Source organism: Kribbella sp. NPDC005582 (genome assembly GCF_040605415.1).
Taxonomy (GTDB): domain Bacteria; phylum Actinomycetota; class Actinomycetes; order Propionibacteriales; family Kribbellaceae; genus Kribbella.
This window is the reverse complement of record NZ_JBEXCU010000001.1, coordinates 433,029-449,604: the sequence shown is the minus strand read 5'-3', so window position 1 is coordinate 449,604 and position 16,576 is coordinate 433,029. Positions and strand designations below refer to the sequence as shown.

Here is a 16,576-nt window from a genome sequence, read left to right as displayed (position 1 = left end):
CATGGCACGATCGGTCCCGTGATGTGGTTCTTCGGGTTGATCGTGGTGCTGTTGATCGGGGCTGTCGCCGTCGTGGCCTCGGGACGTTGGGGTGCCATGAGCCCGGCGTACGACGACCGCCCCGACATGACTGTCCCCGCGCGGCAGGCGCTGACCGCGACCGAGATCGAGTCGGTCCGGTTCGCCGTCGGCCTGCGCGGCTACCGGATGGACGAGGTCGACACCCTGCTCGAGCGGGTCGCCCGGGAGGTCGCCGAGCGCGACCGCCGGATCGCCGACCTCGAGCGGGCCGTCGCTCCCATCCTCGATTCCCCGGACGGCGACGGGTTCGCCGCCCGGAACCGCTACACCGCGGCGGACTTCGACGACACCGGCGCGCAGCCGCCGATCCTGGTCGGCGGTGAGTTCCCCGGTGCGCACGACACGGCGGAGCAGCCCGCCGTGACCGGAGGAGCCGAAGCGCCGGCCGCCGAAGCTGCGGCCGCCGAACGGGCTGAGCCCGCTGGATCGGCTGAGTCGGCTGGATCGCCTGGATCGGCGGGACCGGCTGGGTCGGCGGGACCGGCTGGGTCGGCGGGACCGGCTGGATCGCCTGGATCGGCGGGACCGGCTGGGTCGGCGGGACCGGCTGGGTCGGCTGGATTGGGTGGATCGAGTGGATTGGCCGAGCAAGCTGGATCGGCCGAGCAAGCTGGATCAGCTGACCCTGCTGGATCGGGTGGATCGGGTGGATCGGCTGGGTCGGCTGAGGCTGCAAGCTCGGCGCAGCCTGCTCGGCCGACCGCGCCGGCACCGACTCCCGTGGCGGCAGCGCCCGGTGTCACGATCCCGGTAGTCGCCGTCCCGACGGCCGAGGCTCCGCAGCCCGCACCCGCCGAGACGCCCGCCGAGCAGGCACCTGCCTCGACCGCCGCCGAGGCGCCCGCTGAGCAGGCACCTGCCTCGGCCGCCGCGGAGTCGGCCGCGGACGAGTACGCGCGCCTGCAGGCCGAAGCCCGCGCGCTCCTCGAAGCCACCACCGGCAGCCTCCCCACCATCCGCCCAGCCGCCGAGCGCGCCGCTCCCATCCGCCCCACCGCGCAGCCGCCCGCCACCGAGCGGTCCGCGCCGCAGGCACCCGACGCCCTCAACACCCCAGCTCCCGCCGACCAAGGCACCTGGTTCCAAGACCAGCCCGCCTCCCCGGCCCAGCAGCCCCCTGCCCACCCCACGCCGTACCAGCAGGGCGAGGCGCAGCAGTCCCAGTACCAGCAGCCGCGGCAGCAGAACCAGGCACAGCAATCCCAGTACCAGCAGCCGCAGCAGCAGAGCCAGGCGCAGCAGTCCCCGTATCAGCAGCCTCCGCAGCAGCGCCAAGCCCAGCAGTCCCCGTATCAGCCCGCCGCGCCGGCCCAGCCCGCGAACCCCGGCCAGGCTCAGCCGCCCGCGTATCAGCAGCCCGCCGCGCCGGACCAGGGCACGCTCGCACCGGGCCAGCAGTTCCCCAGCCCGGGCCAGTCGCCGTACCAGCAGCCCGCCCAGGGCGCGCCGGCGCCGGTGCCGCATTGGGTGCAGCAGAACGGACAGCAGGAGAGCCCGGGGGAGCAGCAGGCCTGGGAGCCGCCGGCGGGCGATCCCGACGCTCAGGGGCGGCACAGCGCGCCGCCGGAGCAATCGGCGTACCAGCGTCCTAGCTGAAGCATCCAGTTCTGTCGGTGGCGTCGGGTTGACTGACGGCATGGTCATGAACAGGGAGGTCGCGGGATGACGGTTGTCGGCCCGGACGGGCAACCGCGGTGCGGGTGGGCGACCTCCGCACCGGAGTACATCGAGTACCACGACACCGAGTGGGGCAAGGAGATCCGCGACGACCGCGGACTGTTCGAGCGGATGACGCTCGAGGGCTTCCAATCAGGGTTGTCGTGGATCACGATCCTGCGCAAGCGGGAGAACTTCCGGGCCGCGTTCGCGCAGTTCGATCCGGAGGTGATCGCGAAGTTCGGCAGCGACGACTTCGACCGGCTGATGGCCGACACCGGCATCGTGCGGAACCGGCTGAAGATCAACGCGACGATCTCGAACGCGCGCGCCCTGCTCGAGCTCGGCGAGGGCGACTTCACCGAGCTGCTGTGGAGCTTCCGGCCGGCCAAGCAGAAGGTGCCGAAAAAGCTCGGCGACGTGCCCGCGACAACACCGGAATCGGTCGCGATGTCGAAGGCTTTGAAGAAGCACGGATTTGTCTTCGTCGGCCCGACGACGGCCTATGCGTTGATGCAGGCGACAGGCATCGTGAACGATCATCTGGCCACTTGTATAGCCCGCTGACCAGGGCGTTTGCATGGGTCAAATGCACGTGCACAACGCACGAAATCGTGTATTTTCCGTTGACTGAAAGACAAACGGCTGAACGAGTTGTGTTCCGGGCACGGAACGTGATGTGGTGTTCCACGGACTCCCCGTCTGTCAGGTGGTTGTCCGGTCGTGACTCGCCCGACCGGAAAGCGGCCGGGGAGTCCACCAACGTGAGGAGGCCGACCTTTACCGCCCGGTGAAGGTCGGCTTTTCTTTGGCCACGAACGACGCCACCGCGTTGTGGTGGTCCTCGGTGGCGCCGGTCAGTTGCATCTTCCCGGCCTCGAAGGCGAGCGACTCGGCCAGCGTGTGCGTCGCGGAGTAGGCCAGCGACTGCCGCACCGATCCGTAGGCGACGGTCGGTCCGGCCGCGAGCTTCGCGGCGAGCTCGGCAGTCGCCTTCTCGAGCTCGTCAGCCGGCACCACGGAGGACGCGAGCCCGAGCTCGAGCGACTCCGCGGCCGGGACGGTCCGCGGGAAGTAGAGCAGCTCCAACGCCTTCGCCTGACCGATCAGCCGCGGCAAGGTCCAGGAGATCCCGGTGTCGCACGACAGCGCGATCCCGGTGAACGCCAAGTTGAAGCCCGCGGTCTCCGCCACGATCCGGAAGTCGCACGCGAACGCCATCGACGCGCCCGCACCGGCGGCCACTCCGTTGACCGCGGCAATCACCGGCTTCGGCATCTCGGCGAGCGCCAGCGCGATCGGCGCGTAGTGGTCCGGCACCGTGCTCCAGAGCGCGTCCATGTCACCCGACTGCAGCAGCCCGATGTGCTCCTTGAGGTCCTGCCCGACACAGAACGCCCGCCCGGTCCCGGTCAGCACCACGACCCGTACGGCGTCGTCCTCGGCCGCAGCCTGGACCGTGTCGCGCAGCAGCACCTTGGTCGCGGTGTCGAGCGAGTTCATCGCCTCCGGCCGGTTCAGGGTGATGGTGGCGACACCTTCGGACACGCCGTACGTGACGGAGTCACTCATCGTGGTCAGCTCCTTGACAGTGGGTGAGGAAAATCAGTGCGTTGTCAGGCAGTCGTCGACGAAACGCCCGGCCGCGGGGCTCAGTCGTTGCGCGTGGAAATCGAAGTATGCGGCGGCCCGCGTCCCGGCCCAGCCGGCCGGCAGTAACTCGGCCGGCAGCCCCGGATCGAGGAACAGGAACTTGCGCCACTCGTGCACGAGTTCGGAACGGACGGCGAACGCCTGCTCGTCGGTGGTGTCGTCCCCGGCGGCGTCGACCAGGGCCTTCGCCTCGATCAGCCAGGCGTCGTACGACGCGCCGAGCTCGTCGAGTTTCCAGACCCGCCGGGCGAACTCGATCGCGCCGTCGTCGACGGGTGCCCGGAACCGGTCGGCGGTGATCCCTTCGACCTCCAGGATCTGGTCGACCTCGGTGTCGTTGCGCAGCCCGACCCAGGCGCCGTCGGACAGCGGAGCCCAACCCAGGAAGGCGAGTTGACTCGCCAGCTGCTCGCGGCGGCGGGCGTTCGGGACCTCGTGCAGGATGCCGAGATGCCAGTGCCGGTCCCAGGCCGGTACGCCGTCCGGATCGGTGCCGTCGGCACCGGTTCGGTAGATCCGGGCGGCCGCGTCGTCGAGCCGGCGGCGCGCCCGGGCCGACAACGCATAACCGGGCTGGCCGTCGATCCGGACCGGCTCCAGCCAGGCCTGCCGGACCATCCGCGACACGGCGGTCCGGACGGCCGGAGGATGGACGCCCAGCGGTGCGAGCAGGCGCACGAGAGCGGCCACCGGTGCTCGCGCTCCACGCGCGCGCAGGTGGTCGCCGTACAGGTCGAAAAGGGCTGAACGGGCGTGCACAAAACCCGAGTCTGCCGTATGGTGCGCGCCTTCGGCCTGTGATCGGGGATAATGGGTCCGGATACACATTGCGATACGCGCCGACGGCGCATCACCGCACGGCGCCGGCGACGGTTGTCCACGCGGTGTCGTCGCTCAACACCGAACTGGGAAGGGGTGCGCGCATGGCGGCGATGAAGCCGCGGACGGGCGATGGTCCGCTCGAGGTCACCAAGGAGGGCCGCGGGATCGTGATGCGGGTTCCGCTCGAAGGCGGCGGCCGGCTCGTGGTCGAGCTCAACGCCGACGAGGCGACCGAGCTCGGTAACGCACTGAAGGCCGTCGTCGGCTGACCGACTCTCCGGGGTGCCCTTCCGCACTCCTGTCATTCCCACGACCCCGGTGGGTGCCCTTTGCGGCACCAGCCGGGGTCGTTACGGTTAGGGGCCTGGACGGCGATCCCACGCCTACTGCGCGGCACTCGGCACGGCATCTCGCCGCACTGGTGCAAAGGGCACGATGCTCCACATCGAACCCTTCGCCCCAGCGCACCGAGCTACCGCACCGAGCACCTGCTCGCTACGGCGCTGGATCACCGTCCAGGCCCCTGGCTCCGCTGCACTTTTGACACTTGACCAGTGAGGACCCTCTAGTGGCTCGCCGCACCAGCACCTTCGCGTACCCGACGATTCCGGCCGTTGATTGGCAGCCCGGTCTGCCGGTGCACGGCGCGCCGACCTGGGTGATCGTGGTCGGGTCCGATGGGTTGCCCGCCGCGGCCAAGGAGGCGGGACAGCGACTCGGCGTCGATCTGGACCGGCTGCTCGAGGTGCAGCAGGAGGCCGGCTTCAGCGCGTCGGCCGGTTCGACGGTGGCGTATCCGCTGCTGTCCGGTGAGGTCAATGAGGTGCTGCTGGTCGGTGCCGGCGCCGGGACCGCGAAGGAGTTGCGCCACGCCGGTGCGGCGATCGCCCGGTCCGGCCGCGGCAAGGACGAGCTCACCACGCTCGTTGCCGAGGGCATCGACGACCAGGCGCTGCAGGCCTTTGCCGAGGGCGTCGTACTCGGCTCGTTCAGCTACACCCTGAAGACGGTCGACAAGCCCAAGCCGGTGGCCGGCCGGGTGACGCTGACCGACGGCTCGACCGCCGAGCGGCAGGCCGTGCTCGACCGCGGCATCGTGATCGGCCGGACCGGCTGGCTGGCCCGCGAGTTCGCGATCACGCCCTCGAACGAGAAGGACCCGGCCTGGCTCGCCGCCCGCGCCACCGAGCTGGCCGCGAGCACCGGCCTCGAGGTGAAGGTCTGGGACGAGAAGCAGCTCGCCGCCGACGGCTTCGGCGGCATCCTCGCGGTCGGCCAGGGCTCGACCCGCCCGCCCCGGCTGATCCGGCTGGACTACGTTCCCGCCGGCGCCACGGACAAGACGCCGTACGTCGTGCTGGTCGGGAAGGGCATCACCTACGACACCGGCGGCCTGTCGCTGAAGCCGCGCGAAGGCATGGTGTCGATGAAGCGCGACATGACCGGCGGCGGTTCGGTGATCGCGACGATGTCCGCGCTCCGCGAGCTCGGCGCGAAGGTCCGGGTGACCGGCCTGATCTGCTCCGCCGAGAACATGCCGTCAGGATCGGCGTACCGGCCCGACGACGTGATCCGCCACTACGGCGGCCGCACCACCGAGGTGAAGAACACCGACGCCGAAGGCCGCCTGGTGATGGCCGACGGCCTCGCCTACGCCGTCCAGGAGCTGAAGCCCGACGTCGTCGTCGACATCTCCACCCTCACCGGCGCGATCAAGGTCTCCCTCGGCGCGATGCTGTACGGCGGCCTGTTCGCCACCGACGACGCTCTCGCGGACAACCTGGCCGAGGCCGGTCGCGTTTCCGGCGAAGAGCTCTGGCGGATGCCCCTGGCCGCGGAGCAGTACCAGGACCTCATCTCGACGCCGATCGCCGACTCCGTGAACTCCTCCAAGGGCCCCGGCTCCATCACCGCCGCCCTCTTCCTCAAGGCCTTCACCGGCAACACCCCGTGGGCCCACCTCGACCTCTCGTCGATCGCCGAGTCCCCGGCCGACCGCCACGAGTACTCCGCCGGCGCCACCGGCGCCGGCGCCCGCCTCCTCACCACCTGGCTCACCACCGACGCCCCCACCGCCGGCATCGGCTGACGCCTAGCCCAGCAGGCTGGTGTACAGCTCGACCGTCTGCTGGGCTACGGCGTCCCAGCCGAACTGGGACACCGCGCGCTCGCGGCCAGCCTTGCCCATTGCCTCGGCCTTGGCCGGGTTGGCGACGAGTTCGTTGATGCCGTCGGCGAGTTCGCGCTCGAACGTGTCGATGTCGTTCTCGTCGTAGCGGACGAGGGTGCCGGTGACGCCGTCGTCGACGACCTCGGGGATGCCGCCGACCGCGCTGGCGACGACGGCGGTCTCGCAAGCCATCGCCTCGAGGTTGACGATGCCGAGGGGTTCGTAGATCGACGGGCAGCAGAAGGCCAGTGCGTGCGTCAGGACCTGGCGGACCTCTTCGCGGGGCAGCATCTCGGAGACCACGAACACGCCGTCGCGGGCGGCCTTCAGGTCGTCGATCAGTGCATCCGTCTCGGCCTTGAGCTCGACCGTGTCGGCCGCGCCGGCCAGTAGCACCAGCTGCACCGACGGGTCCAGGCGCAGTCCGGCGCGGAGCAGGTGCGGGACGCCCTTCTGCCGGGTGATGCGGCCGACGAACGTCACGTACGGCCGGCTCAGGTCCACGCCGAGCCGCTCGAGCACGTGGGTCGCCGGGTCGGGGTGGTAGAAGTCGGCGTCGATCCCGTTCGAGATCACGTGCACCTTGGCCGGGTCGATCGACGGGTAGCAGTCCAGCACGTCGTCGCGCATTCCGCGGCTGACCGCGACCACTGCGTCAGCAGCCTCGTACGACGTTTGCTCGGCCCAGCTCGAGAGTCGGTAGCCACCGCCCAGCTGCTCGGCCTTCCACGGTCGCCGCGGTTCCAGCGAGTGGGCGGTCACGACGTGCGGGACGCCGTACAGGAGTTTGGCCCAGTGGCCGGCCATGTTCGCGTACCAGGTGTGCGAGTGCACGAGTTGCGCCGCGCCGACCGCCGCGGTCATGGTCAGGTCGGTGGACAGGATCCGCAGCGCCGCGTTCGCGTGCGGGATCCGCGGGTCGTCCTCGGAGTGTGCGGTCGCGCCGAGGCGTGGCTCACCCATGCAGTGCACGTCGACGTCGAGCAACCGGCGCAACTCCCGCACCAGGAAGTCGACATGCACCCCCGCCCCGCCGTACACGTCCGGAGGAAACTCTCGCGTCAGGATGGCGACCTTCATAAGCCCCGACGATAGGTCATCAGGACGTGTGTGTAGCCACCCAGAACCGCAGCTTCCCGTGTCGCTCGTCCTCCAGTTCACCGCCGGCCGCCTGGATCACCTTCCGCGACGCGAGGTTGTCGGCGTCGCAGGTGACGAGTGCCGGGTCGATTCCGAGCTCGGCGGCGAACGGGAGGGACTGCACGAGCATCTGGGTCGCGTAGCCGCGGCGGCGGGCGGACGGGCGCACGCAGTACCCGATGTGGCCGCCGAGCTCCAGCAGCGGCGGAGTCAGCTCGTGCCGGATGGACAGCCGGCCGAGCCACTCCACACCGTCGACGAACCACAGGATCGTGTATGGGACGATTCCCGGCACCAAAACGGAGTCATGGTCGGCTGCGCCCCGGATACCGTCGACGAGACGCTTGAACTCCGCCGGATCAGCGGCCTGCTCGCGGGTCCAGTTCTCCTCTTCACCGCCGACGAACGTCTCGGCGCCCATCCAGCGCTCCTCGTCGGGCGCCAACTCGTCCCAGGCTGCCAGGAACGACCGGTGGACGGCGACAGTGGGCTCGACGAGGGTTGGCATCCGCCCAGTCTTACCTACGCCCGGTAGCCACCCAGTAGCGCAGCTTCCCGTCGTACTCGTCTTGGAGCTCGCCGCCCGCCGCCTCGATCGCCTTCCGCGACCCCACGTTGTCGACCAGGCAGGTGACTCGGGCCCGGTCGATCCCGAGCGCGGCGGCCACCGGCAGCGACTCGATCAGCATCGCCGTCGCATACCCCCGCCGCCGGTACGACGGACGTACGCCGTACGTGATGTGACCGGCGACCTCGGCGAAAGCCGGGCTGAGCCGGTGCCGGATCGAGAGCCGCCCGAGCCACTCCGCACCGTCGACGTACCAGAGCACGGTCTGCGGAATCATCCCCGGAGCCAGCGTGGTCGCAGCAGAAGCCTCGCTCGCAATTGCCGCCACCATGGCGGCGAACGCGGCCGGGTCCGCAGCCTGCTCGCGAGTCCACTCCGGTACGCCGGGGACGATCGAGCGCGCGCCCATCCAGCGGTCGTCCGCGCCGAACTCGTCCCACGCGCTCAGGAACGACTGGTGAACGGCGACCGTCGGCGAAGTGAGCTTCGGCATGGTTCCAGTCTCGCGACACTCGCAACCGCTTATGCAGAAACGTTTCGGAGACTAAGGTGCGGACATGGCAAAGGCGCCCAGAATTCTCGGAATCGTGCTGGCCGGTGGTGAGGGAAAGCGGCTGATGCCGCTGACGGCGGACCGGGCCAAACCGGCCGTGCCCTTCGGCGGCAGTTATCGGTTGATCGACTTCGTGCTGTCCAACCTGGTGAACGCGGGGATCCGCAGTCTGTGCGTGCTGACGCAGTACAAGTCGCACTCGCTGGACCGGCACGTCACGATCACCTGGCGGATGTCGACCTTCCTCGGTAACTACGTCACCTGTGTGCCGGCCCAGCAGCGGCTCGGCCCCCAGTGGTACCAGGGCAGCGCGGACGCGATCTACCAGTCGATGAACCTGATCAACGACGCCAAGCCCGACATCATCGTGGTGTTCGGCGCGGACCACGTGTACCGGATGGACGCCTCCCAGATGGTGGCCGACCACATCGCCCGCGGGAACGGCGTGACGGTCGCGGGGATCCGCGTGCCGCGCGCCGAGGCGTCGGAGTTCGGGGTGATCAAGACCGCGGACGACGGGCACACGATCGCCGAGTTCCTGGAGAAGCCGGCCGATCCGCCCGGGCTCCCGGACTCGCCGGACGAGACGTTCGCGTCGATGGGCAACTACGTGTTCAGCGCCGACGTGCTGGTGGAGGCGCTGCGCAAGGACGCCGCCAACCCGGCGTCGCGGCACGACATGGGCGGCGACATCGTGCCGATGCTCGTTGCCGAGGGCAAGGCCGGGGTCTACGACTTCAAGGACAACGACGTGCCCGGCGCGCTCGACCGGGACCGCTCGTACTGGCGCGACGTCGGTTCGCTGGACTCGTACCACGAGGCGCACATGGACCTGGTCTCGATCCAGCCGGTCTTCAACCTGTACAACTCGGACTGGCCGATCTTCACCTCGCACCCGCAACTGCCCGGTGCGAAGTTCACCGACAACGCCACCGTCAGCGAGTCGATCATCTGCCAGGGCTCGATCGTCTCCGGTGCGACCGTCGACCACTCCGTGCTCGGCTCGAACGTGAAGGTCGGCGCCGGTGCGAAGGTCGAGCGCGCGGTGATCATGGACAACTGCACGATCGGCGCGGGTGCGGTCCTGAAGAACGTCATCCTGGACAAGAACGTGATCGTCCCGCCGGGCGTCGAGATCGGCATCGACCCCGACTACGACCGCCAGCGCGGCTTCACGGTCTCCAAGGGCGGCGTCACGGTGCTCGGTAAGGGTCAAGTCGTCGAGCCGCCGCCTGCCCCTGCTGCCGAGGAGCCGGAGGGCCAGGTCGCCGAGGTATGAGCCCGGAGGAGGCGCTCGCCCTCGACGCGGCCGATCCGGGACACCGCGAGCTGTTCGACATCCCACCTGCGGAGCCCTTCGGAGAGGTCGCGTACTTCGCTGGCAACTCGCTCGGACTGCGACCGAAGGCGACTCGCACCGAGCTGCTCGAGGACCTCGACTCGTGGGGTGCGCTCGGAGTCGAAGGACACCTCGAGGGCAAGCGGCCCTGGCTGCCGTACCACGAGCTGCTGACCGCACCAGCGGCCCGGCTCGTCGGTGCGCTGCCCAGCGAGACCGTGGTGATGAACTCGCTCACGGTCAACCTCCACCTGCTGATGGTGTCGTTCTACCGTCCGACGCCATCGCGGTACCGGATCCTCATCGAGGACTCGGCCTTCCCGTCCGACAGCTACGCCGTACAGTCCCAAGCGCGCTTCCACGGGTACGACGATGCTGTCGTCCGCGTGCAGCCGGCGGAGGTGCTCGACCGGCTCGGCGATGACGTGGCATTGGTGCTGCTCGGCGGTGTGAACTACCTGACCGGCGAGCTGATGGACATCCCGGCTATCACCGCGGCTGGGCAGTCGGCTGGTGCAGTGGTCGGCTGGGACCTCGCCCACGCGGCCGGCAACGTACCGCTCGCACTGCACGAGTGGGGCGTCGACTTCGCCGCCTGGTGCTCGTACAAGTACCTCAACTCGGGCCCTGGCTCGCTGGCCGGAGCCTTTGTGCACGAGCGGCACCTGAGTGGCGACCGGCCGCGGTTCGAGGGCTGGTGGAGCACTGACGCCGCTACACGGTTTGAGATGGCCCCGTACTCGCGACCGCCTCAGTCTGCGGACGCCTGGCAGGTGTCGAACCCGCCGATCTTCTCGATGAGTCCGGTACGCACGTCCCTGGAGATCTTCGACCGGATCGGAATCACTGCTTTGCGTGAGCGCAGTCTGCGGCTGACCGCGTACTTGGAAAGCCTGCTCGACGTCCCGATCATCACACCGACCGACCCGGCTCGCCGCGGCGCGCAACTGTCGTTGCGGATCAGCGGTGCGCTGACTGCGGGCGAGCTGTCCAAGCAGCTACGGTTCGAGTACGGCGTGATCGCGGACGCACGCGAACCAGATGTGCTGCGACTGGCGCCGGTGCCGCTGTACTCGACGTACCACGACTGCTGGCGCGCAGCGGCGGCGCTGGCCGAGGTGATTCCAGGATGAAGGTTGCGATCGTCGGAGCCGGGCTGACCGGCAGTCTGCTGGCCTGCTACCTCGCCAGACGCGGGCTGACGGTGACTCTGTACGAGCGTCGTCCGGATCCGCGCGTGGCCACGGCGGACCGCGGCCGGTCGATCAACCTGGCGATCTCCGAGCGCGGACTGGATGCGCTGCGGCGGATCGGGCTGGACGCGACCGTGATGGCCGATGCGCTGCCGATGAAGGGCCGGATGATCCATCCGGTCGCCGGCGCGCTCGACTTCCAGCAGTACTCGGCCGGTGGCGACCGGGCGATCAACTCGATCAGCAGGGGCGCGCTGAACAACGCCCTGCTGACGGCAGCCTCGTCGGCTGACGGTGTGTCGGTGGAGTTCGAGCACCGCTTGTGCGAGCTGGACTCCGCGGCCGGGCGGATGGTGTTTCAGACGCCGTCCGGGAAGGTGGCGGCCACAGCGGACGTGGTGCTCGGCGCAGACGGCGCCGGCTCGGCGGTGCGCGAGCAACTGCTGACCGAAGGCATTGTCGCCGAGGACGTCGACTTCCTGGACTATGGCTACAAGGAGCTGACGATTCCGGCGGTGGACGGGGAGTTCGCGCTGGACCCAGGTGCGTTGCACATCTGGCCGCGTGGAACGTCCATGATGATCGCCCTGCCGAACCCGGACCGCTCGTTCACCTGCACCCTGTTCTGGCCGGCCGGGTCGTTCGACGCGCTCACCACCGCGGAAGGGATCATCGGGTACTTCGGTGAGCACTACCCGGATGTGTTGCCACTGGCACCGAATCTGGTCGACGACTACCTGCACAACCCCGTTGGCGTGCTGGGGACCGTCCACACGCTGCCCTGGCAGGCACACGGGCGCACTGGCCTGATCGGCGACGCTGCGCACGCCATAGTGCCGTTCTACGGCCAGGGCGCGAACTGTGCGTTCGAGGACGTCGTCGAACTGGACCGCTGCCTGGACGACACAGGTGGTTCGTGGGCTCGTGCACTGCCGCTCTTCGAGGCGCGTCGCCGCGAGAACACCGAAGCCATCGCAGCCATGGCACTCAACAACTTCATCGAGATGCGCGACAAGGTGGCGTCACCGGTCTTTCGGCTCACCAAGCGCGTGGAGCACACCCTGGAGCGGCTCCTGCCCGGCCGCTACGTCTCCCGCTACGAGCTCGTCTCCTTCAGCACCACCCCGTACGCGGAAGTCCAGCGGCGCGTCCAGCGCCAGCACCAACTGGTCGGAGGGGCGCTCGCAACCGCCCTCGGCATCGCACTGGCACTCATCGGACGGAGACGCCAGTGAGCACCCCCGCCGGCCTGTGGACGCCTGAGCTGCTCACCGGGCAACCGAGCTCGGTCGGGCTCCTGCGCCACTTCGTCGGTGGCGCCTTCGTGGACTCGCTCAAACGGTTCGCCAAGGTGAGCCCGGTGACCGGCGAGCAGATCTTCGAGGTGTGCGAGGCGGACGAATCCACCGTGGATGCTGCGGTGGAGGCGGCGCGCGGTGCGTTGAAAGGCCCGTGGGGTCGGATGGGAGAGCAGGAGCGGGCGAACATCCTGCGACGCGTGGCGGACGAGCTGGAGCGACGGTTCGACGATCTGGTCGCGGCCGAGGTCGGTGACACCGGCAAGTCGATCAGCCAGGCGCGCACACTCGACATTCCGCGCGGTGCGGCCAACTTCCGCGCGTTCGCGGACTTCGCGACGACCACCCCCACCGAGTCCTACACGACCACGCTCCCGGACGGGCGCCGCGCTCTCAACTACGCCATCCGCAAACCGGTCGGTGTCGTCGCGATCGTCGTACCGTGGAATTTGCCGCTGCTTCTGCTGACCTGGAAGGTCGCACCAGCGCTTGCCTGCGGCAACGCGGTGATCGTCAAGCCGTCCGAGGAGACGCCGTCGTCCGCGACTGTTCTCGCCGAGGTGATGGCGGCGGCCGGCGTACCGGAGGGTGTCTTCAACCTCGTGCACGGCCTCGGTCCGGCGTCGGCGGGGGAGTACCTGACCCGCCATCCCGGCATCGACGCGATCACCTTCACCGGCGAATCCGCGACCGGTACGGCGATCGCGAAGGTGGCCGCGGATCGCGTCAAGGCGGTCTCGTTCGAGCTCGGCGGGAAGAACGCCGGGTTGATCTTCGCCGATGCCGACCTGGACGCGGCCGTCGAGGGCTCGGTCCGCTCGACCTTCACGAACGGCGGCCAGGTCTGCCTCTGCACCGAGCGCCTGTACGTCGAACGCCCGGTGTACGACGAGTTCTGCGCGCTACTGGCCGCCCGTGCCGGTGAACTGACCTACGGCTGGCCGTCCGACGAGGCGACCACGAACATGCCGCTGATCTCGAAACAGCACCGCGACAAGGTTCTCTCGTACTACGACCTCGCGCGGGCCGAAGGGGCCGACGTACTGGCGGGTGGCGGCGTACCGTCGTTCGGTGATGTCCGTGACAACGGTTGCTATGTGCAACCGACCGTGCTGACTGGTCTGCTGGCCGACGCTCGGACGAACCGCGAGGAAGTGTTTGGGCCGATCTGTCATATCGCGCCGTTCGACACCGAGGAAGAGGCGTACGCACTGGCGAACGACAGCGATTACGGGCTCGCGGCAACCGTTTGGACGCGCGACGTCGGCCGGGCTCATCGGGCTGGAGCGGCGTTGGACGTGGGGCTGTGCTGGGTCAACACCTGGTTCCTTCGTGACCTGCGCACGCCGTTCGGTGGGATGAAGCTGTCCGGGGTCGGGCGTGAAGGTGGTACGCATTCGCTGGACTTCTACACCGAACTCACCAACGTCTGCGTGGAGCTCACATGAGCGTGGAGCCAGGGGCGAAAGTCGTTGCGGGTAAGGCGATTCCGCGAGGCCGCTTCCCGCATGTGAAGGTGGCGGGCGGTTTCGCGTTCGTGTCCGGGACCTCCAGCCGGCGCCCGGACAACACGATCGCGGGCGCGGTCGTGGACGAGCTCGGCACCACCACGCTCGACATTCGCGAGCAGACGCGCGCCGTACTGGAGAACATCCGCGACATCCTCGCGGCGGTGGGCGCTGATCTCGAGGACCTCGTGAGTGTGACGACGTACCTGGTGTCGATGAACGACTTCGGTGGCTACAACGAGGTCTACGGTGAGTACTTCGACGAGAACGGACCTTCGCGGACGACTGTTGCGGTGCATCAGTTGCCGCATCCCCAGCTGCTGATTGAAATTCAGGCCGTAGCGGCGATCCCGCAAAGGAGTGAATCATGAAGGCGACGAACTTTCCGGAGTGGATCGAGGAGAACAAGCATCTGCTGAAGCCGCCGGTCGGCAACAAGCAGATGTTCCCGACCGGGGACGACTTCATCACGATGGTGGTGGGCGGGCCGAACCAGCGCACCGACTTCCACGTCGATCCGTACGAGGAGTTCTTCTACCAGATCAAGGGCGAGCTCCGCGTCAACGTGATGACCGAGGACGGCCCGGAGGCCGTCGAGGTCAACGCGGGCGAGATGTGGGTGCTGCCGCGGAACATGCCGCACTCGCCGCAGCGCGGCCCGGACTCGATCGGCCTGGTGATCGAGCGAGTCCGCGAACCCGGCACGCTGGAGAAGTTCCGCTGGTACTGCGGTGAGTGCAGCGCGATCGTGCACGAGGTCGAGCTGCAGGTGACCGATATCGTCGCCGACCTGCCGCCGGTCTTCGCCGCCTTCTACGACAGCGTGGAAGCTCGCACCTGTCCTTCGTGCGGTGCGGTGCATCCGGGCAAGGCCTGAGTGTCCGTCGACGTCCACACCCACCTCGTCCCCAAAGGCTGGCCGGATCTCGCGGCGGCTTGCGGGGGCGAGGGGTGGCCGTGGCTGCGGGTCGACTCGGAGCGCGCCGCGATGATCATGGTCGGCGAGACCGAGTTCCGGCCGGTCGGTCCGCAGGCCTGGGACACCGCCGTTCGGCGGGCCGATATGGATGCCGACGGCATCGATCTGCAGGTGGTGTCGCCGACGCCGGTCTTCTTCGGGTACGACCGGCCGGCCGCGCAGGCGGTCAAGCTCGCCCGGATCTTCAACGATCGCACGCTGGAGACCTTGGCCGGGGACGAGCGGTTCATCCCGTTCTGCCAGGTACCGCTGCAGGACCCCGACGCGGCCTGCGCCGAGCTCGACCGTTGTCTCGCGGCCGGGCACGTGGGGGTCGAGATCGGCAATCACGTTGGTGACAAGGACCTCGACGACGCCGGAATTGTTGCCTTCCTCAAGCATTGCGCCGAGACCGGTACGCCGGTTCTCGTGCACCCGTGGGATATGCCGGGCGGGCCACGACTCGACCGCTGGATGGCCCGCTGGCTGACCGGCATGCCCGCCGAGACGCATCTGTCGCTGATCGCGATGATCCTCGGCGGAGCGTTCGACGTACTGCCGGAGTCGTTGCGGATCTGTTTCGCCCATGGGGGCGGGAGTTTCGCGTTCTGGCTGGGCCGGTTGGAGAACGCCTGGCACAGGCGCGGTGACATCGTGCGTGGTTGCTCCGAGCATCCACCCTCGCACTATCTGCAGCGGTTCTTCGTCGACACCGTCGTCTTCGAATCAGCGCCTTTACGGCTACTTGTCGATACCTTGGGAGAAGACCAGGTCCTGCTCGGCAGTGACTATCCCTATCCACTGGGTGAGCGACCGGTCGGGGAGGTGGTGCGGAACGCCGGCTTCCTGACCGTGGAACAGCAGCACAAGCTGTTGTCGACGAACGCTATGCGTTATCTCGGGAGGTCTTGATGAGCGAGGACCGATCAGTGCTCACGCGCGAAGCGCGCGCACCCGACGAACAGCTCCGCTACGGCGACCACGCCGACCAGGTGATCGACCACTGGCACGCCAAGAGCCCCCGCCCGCTGGTCGTCTTCATCCACGGCGGCTTCTGGCGTCCGGAGTACGACCGCGTCCACGCCCGCTCGCTCGGCGCCGCCCTCGCCGACCTCGGCTGGCCCGTCGCCTCCCTCGAGTACCGCCGCGTCCCCGGCTCCCCGGACATCACCACGGGGGACATCCGTACGGCGCTCGACGCGCTCCCGGACCTGATCGACGTAGAAGCGGGGTATGTGCTGGCCGGCCACTCCGCCGGCGGTCACCTGGCCTTGTGGGCTGCCGCCACTCTCAACCCGGTCCGCCTCCGCGGCGTAGTCGCCCTGGCCCCGGTAGCCGACCTACTCCTCGGCGACCAGCTCATGCTCGGCGACAGCGCCGTACAAGCCTTCATTGGCAGCGGAGTCCGCAACGACCTCGACCCCGTCCACCTCCCCGCCCCCATCGCCTCGGTCTCCCTACTCCACGGCCTCAACGACACCGTGGTCCCCTTCCGGCTCTCGGAGTCCTACTTCTCCGCCCACCCCACAGCCCGCCTGCACGCCATCCCCAACTGCGGCCACTACGAACTCATAGACCCCGAGACCGACCCCTTCAACGACCTGGCGACCGAACTAGCCCGCCTCACCACCTAGCCG

General features: G+C 68.8%; 17 protein-coding genes. 12 read left to right on the top strand and 5 right to left on the bottom strand.

Annotated elements, in window-relative coordinates:
* Positions 1–21: 21 nt before the first annotated feature.
* Positions 22–1,677, top strand: coding sequence for a DivIVA domain-containing protein (locus tag ABZS29_RS02145; protein WP_355460811.1), 1,656 nt, complete (start codon positions 22–24; stop codon positions 1,675–1,677).
* 66 nt (positions 1,678–1,743) lie between these two features.
* A complete protein-coding gene (locus ABZS29_RS02140; protein WP_355457699.1) occupies positions 1,744–2,304 on the top strand; it encodes a DNA-3-methyladenine glycosylase I in 561 nt (186 codons plus the stop codon).
* A 213-nt stretch (positions 2,305–2,517) separates the two neighbouring features.
* Here the strand turns inward: ABZS29_RS02140 and ABZS29_RS02135 are convergent, their stop codons facing one another.
* Complete coding sequence (locus ABZS29_RS02135; RefSeq protein WP_355457697.1) at positions 2,518–3,309, bottom strand: enoyl-CoA hydratase-related protein; 792 nt, start codon at positions 3,307–3,309, stop codon at positions 2,518–2,520.
* Positions 3,310–3,342: 33 nt separating this feature from the next.
* Positions 3,343–4,149, bottom strand: a complete 807-nt coding sequence (locus ABZS29_RS02130) for a PaaX family transcriptional regulator C-terminal domain-containing protein (protein ID WP_355457696.1) — start codon at positions 4,147–4,149, stop codon at positions 3,343–3,345.
* A gap of 164 nt (positions 4,150–4,313) precedes the next feature.
* Here ABZS29_RS02130 and ABZS29_RS02125 point away from each other — a divergent pair, with 164 nt between their 5' ends.
* Together ABZS29_RS02125 and ABZS29_RS02120 are read left to right on the top strand one after the other, a co-directional pair.
* A complete protein-coding gene (locus tag ABZS29_RS02125) occupies positions 4,314–4,481 on the top strand; it encodes a DUF3117 domain-containing protein (protein ID WP_012923066.1) in 168 nt (55 codons plus the stop codon).
* Positions 4,482–4,780: 299 nt separating this feature from the next.
* Entirely contained in the window at positions 4,781–6,301 is a 1,521-nt protein-coding gene (locus ABZS29_RS02120; protein ID WP_355457694.1) for a leucyl aminopeptidase family protein, read from the top strand.
* Positions 6,302–6,304: 3 nt separating this feature from the next.
* Here the strand turns inward: ABZS29_RS02120 and glgA are convergent, their stop codons facing one another.
* The 3 genes from glgA to ABZS29_RS02105 are packed head-to-tail and all read right to left on the bottom strand — an operon-like array spanning position 6,305 to position 8,583.
* Positions 6,305–7,462, bottom strand: coding sequence for a glycogen synthase (glgA, locus tag ABZS29_RS02115; RefSeq protein ID WP_355457692.1), 1,158 nt, complete (start codon positions 7,460–7,462; stop codon positions 6,305–6,307).
* A gap of 19 nt (positions 7,463–7,481) precedes the next feature.
* A complete protein-coding gene (locus tag ABZS29_RS02110; protein ID WP_355457691.1) occupies positions 7,482–8,030 on the bottom strand; it encodes a GNAT family N-acetyltransferase in 549 nt (182 codons plus the stop codon).
* A gap of 10 nt (positions 8,031–8,040) precedes the next feature.
* The gene (locus ABZS29_RS02105; protein ID WP_355457690.1) at positions 8,041–8,583 is read right to left on the bottom strand and encodes a GNAT family N-acetyltransferase; all 543 of its coding nucleotides are present in this window, start codon (positions 8,581–8,583) and stop codon (positions 8,041–8,043) included.
* Positions 8,584–8,647: 64 nt separating this feature from the next.
* Here ABZS29_RS02105 and glgC point away from each other — a divergent pair, with 64 nt between their 5' ends.
* From glgC to ABZS29_RS02065, 8 genes are read left to right on the top strand one after another with little or no spacing between them, the layout of a single operon-like run.
* On the top strand, positions 8,648–9,922 hold the full coding sequence (glgC, locus tag ABZS29_RS02100) for a glucose-1-phosphate adenylyltransferase (RefSeq protein ID WP_355457688.1): 1,275 nt from the start codon (positions 8,648–8,650) through the stop codon (positions 9,920–9,922).
* Positions 9,919–11,115: a kynureninase gene (kynU, locus tag ABZS29_RS02095; protein ID WP_355457687.1), complete on the top strand. Its 1,197-nt coding sequence runs from the start codon at positions 9,919–9,921 to the stop codon at positions 11,113–11,115. Before glgC ends, kynU begins: the two co-directional genes overlap by 4 nt.
* Positions 11,112–12,410 (top strand): NAD(P)/FAD-dependent oxidoreductase, encoded by a 1,299-nt coding sequence (locus tag ABZS29_RS02090; RefSeq protein WP_355457685.1) that lies wholly within the window; start codon positions 11,112–11,114, stop codon positions 12,408–12,410. Before kynU ends, ABZS29_RS02090 begins: the two co-directional genes overlap by 4 nt.
* The gene (locus ABZS29_RS02085; protein WP_355457683.1) at positions 12,407–13,921 is read left to right on the top strand and encodes a 2-hydroxymuconic semialdehyde dehydrogenase; all 1,515 of its coding nucleotides are present in this window, start codon (positions 12,407–12,409) and stop codon (positions 13,919–13,921) included. Before ABZS29_RS02090 ends, ABZS29_RS02085 begins: the two co-directional genes overlap by 4 nt.
* Complete coding sequence (locus ABZS29_RS02080) at positions 13,918–14,352, top strand: RidA family protein (protein WP_355457681.1); 435 nt, start codon at positions 13,918–13,920, stop codon at positions 14,350–14,352. The genes ABZS29_RS02085 and ABZS29_RS02080 overlap by 4 nt, the downstream gene beginning before the upstream one ends.
* On the top strand, positions 14,349–14,858 hold the full coding sequence (locus tag ABZS29_RS02075) for a 3-hydroxyanthranilate 3,4-dioxygenase (RefSeq protein ID WP_355457679.1): 510 nt from the start codon (positions 14,349–14,351) through the stop codon (positions 14,856–14,858). The genes ABZS29_RS02080 and ABZS29_RS02075 overlap by 4 nt, the downstream gene beginning before the upstream one ends.
* The gene (locus ABZS29_RS02070; protein WP_355457677.1) at positions 14,859–15,851 is read left to right on the top strand and encodes an amidohydrolase family protein; all 993 of its coding nucleotides are present in this window, start codon (positions 14,859–14,861) and stop codon (positions 15,849–15,851) included.
* Positions 15,851–16,573 carry an alpha/beta hydrolase gene (locus ABZS29_RS02065; RefSeq protein ID WP_355457676.1) on the top strand — a complete coding sequence of 241 codons (723 nt, stop codon included), beginning with the start codon at positions 15,851–15,853 and terminating at the stop codon, positions 16,571–16,573. Before ABZS29_RS02070 ends, ABZS29_RS02065 begins: the two co-directional genes overlap by 1 nt.
* Positions 16,574–16,576: the final 3 nt, after the last annotated feature.

Excerpts from the sequence above, each read along its gene's own strand:
- ABZS29_RS02105 (WP_355457690.1), bottom strand. The coding sequence starts at position 8,583 with ATGCCGAAGCTCACTTCGCCGACGGTCGCCGTTCACCAGTCGTTCCTG.
- ABZS29_RS02135 (WP_355457697.1), bottom strand. The coding sequence starts at position 3,309 with ATGAGTGACTCCGTCACGTACGGCGTGTCCGAAGGTGTCGCCACCATC.
- ABZS29_RS02090 (WP_355457685.1), top strand. The coding sequence starts at position 11,112 with ATGAAGGTTGCGATCGTCGGAGCCGGGCTGACCGGCAGTCTGCTGGCC.
- ABZS29_RS02080 (WP_355457681.1), top strand. The coding sequence starts at position 13,918 with ATGAGCGTGGAGCCAGGGGCGAAAGTCGTTGCGGGTAAGGCGATTCCG.
- glgC (WP_355457688.1), top strand. The coding sequence starts at position 8,648 with ATGGCAAAGGCGCCCAGAATTCTCGGAATCGTGCTGGCCGGTGGTGAG.
- ABZS29_RS02145 (WP_355460811.1), top strand. The coding sequence starts at position 22 with ATGTGGTTCTTCGGGTTGATCGTGGTGCTGTTGATCGGGGCTGTCGCC.
- glgA (WP_355457692.1), bottom strand. The coding sequence starts at position 7,462 with ATGAAGGTCGCCATCCTGACGCGAGAGTTTCCTCCGGACGTGTACGGC.
- ABZS29_RS02140 (WP_355457699.1), top strand. The coding sequence starts at position 1,744 with ATGACGGTTGTCGGCCCGGACGGGCAACCGCGGTGCGGGTGGGCGACC.
- kynU (WP_355457687.1), top strand. The coding sequence starts at position 9,919 with ATGAGCCCGGAGGAGGCGCTCGCCCTCGACGCGGCCGATCCGGGACAC.
- ABZS29_RS02065 (WP_355457676.1), top strand. The coding sequence starts at position 15,851 with ATGAGCGAGGACCGATCAGTGCTCACGCGCGAAGCGCGCGCACCCGAC.
- ABZS29_RS02075 (WP_355457679.1), top strand. The coding sequence starts at position 14,349 with ATGAAGGCGACGAACTTTCCGGAGTGGATCGAGGAGAACAAGCATCTG.
- ABZS29_RS02125 (WP_012923066.1), top strand. The coding sequence starts at position 4,314 with ATGGCGGCGATGAAGCCGCGGACGGGCGATGGTCCGCTCGAGGTCACC.
- ABZS29_RS02110 (WP_355457691.1), bottom strand. The coding sequence starts at position 8,030 with ATGCCAACCCTCGTCGAGCCCACTGTCGCCGTCCACCGGTCGTTCCTG.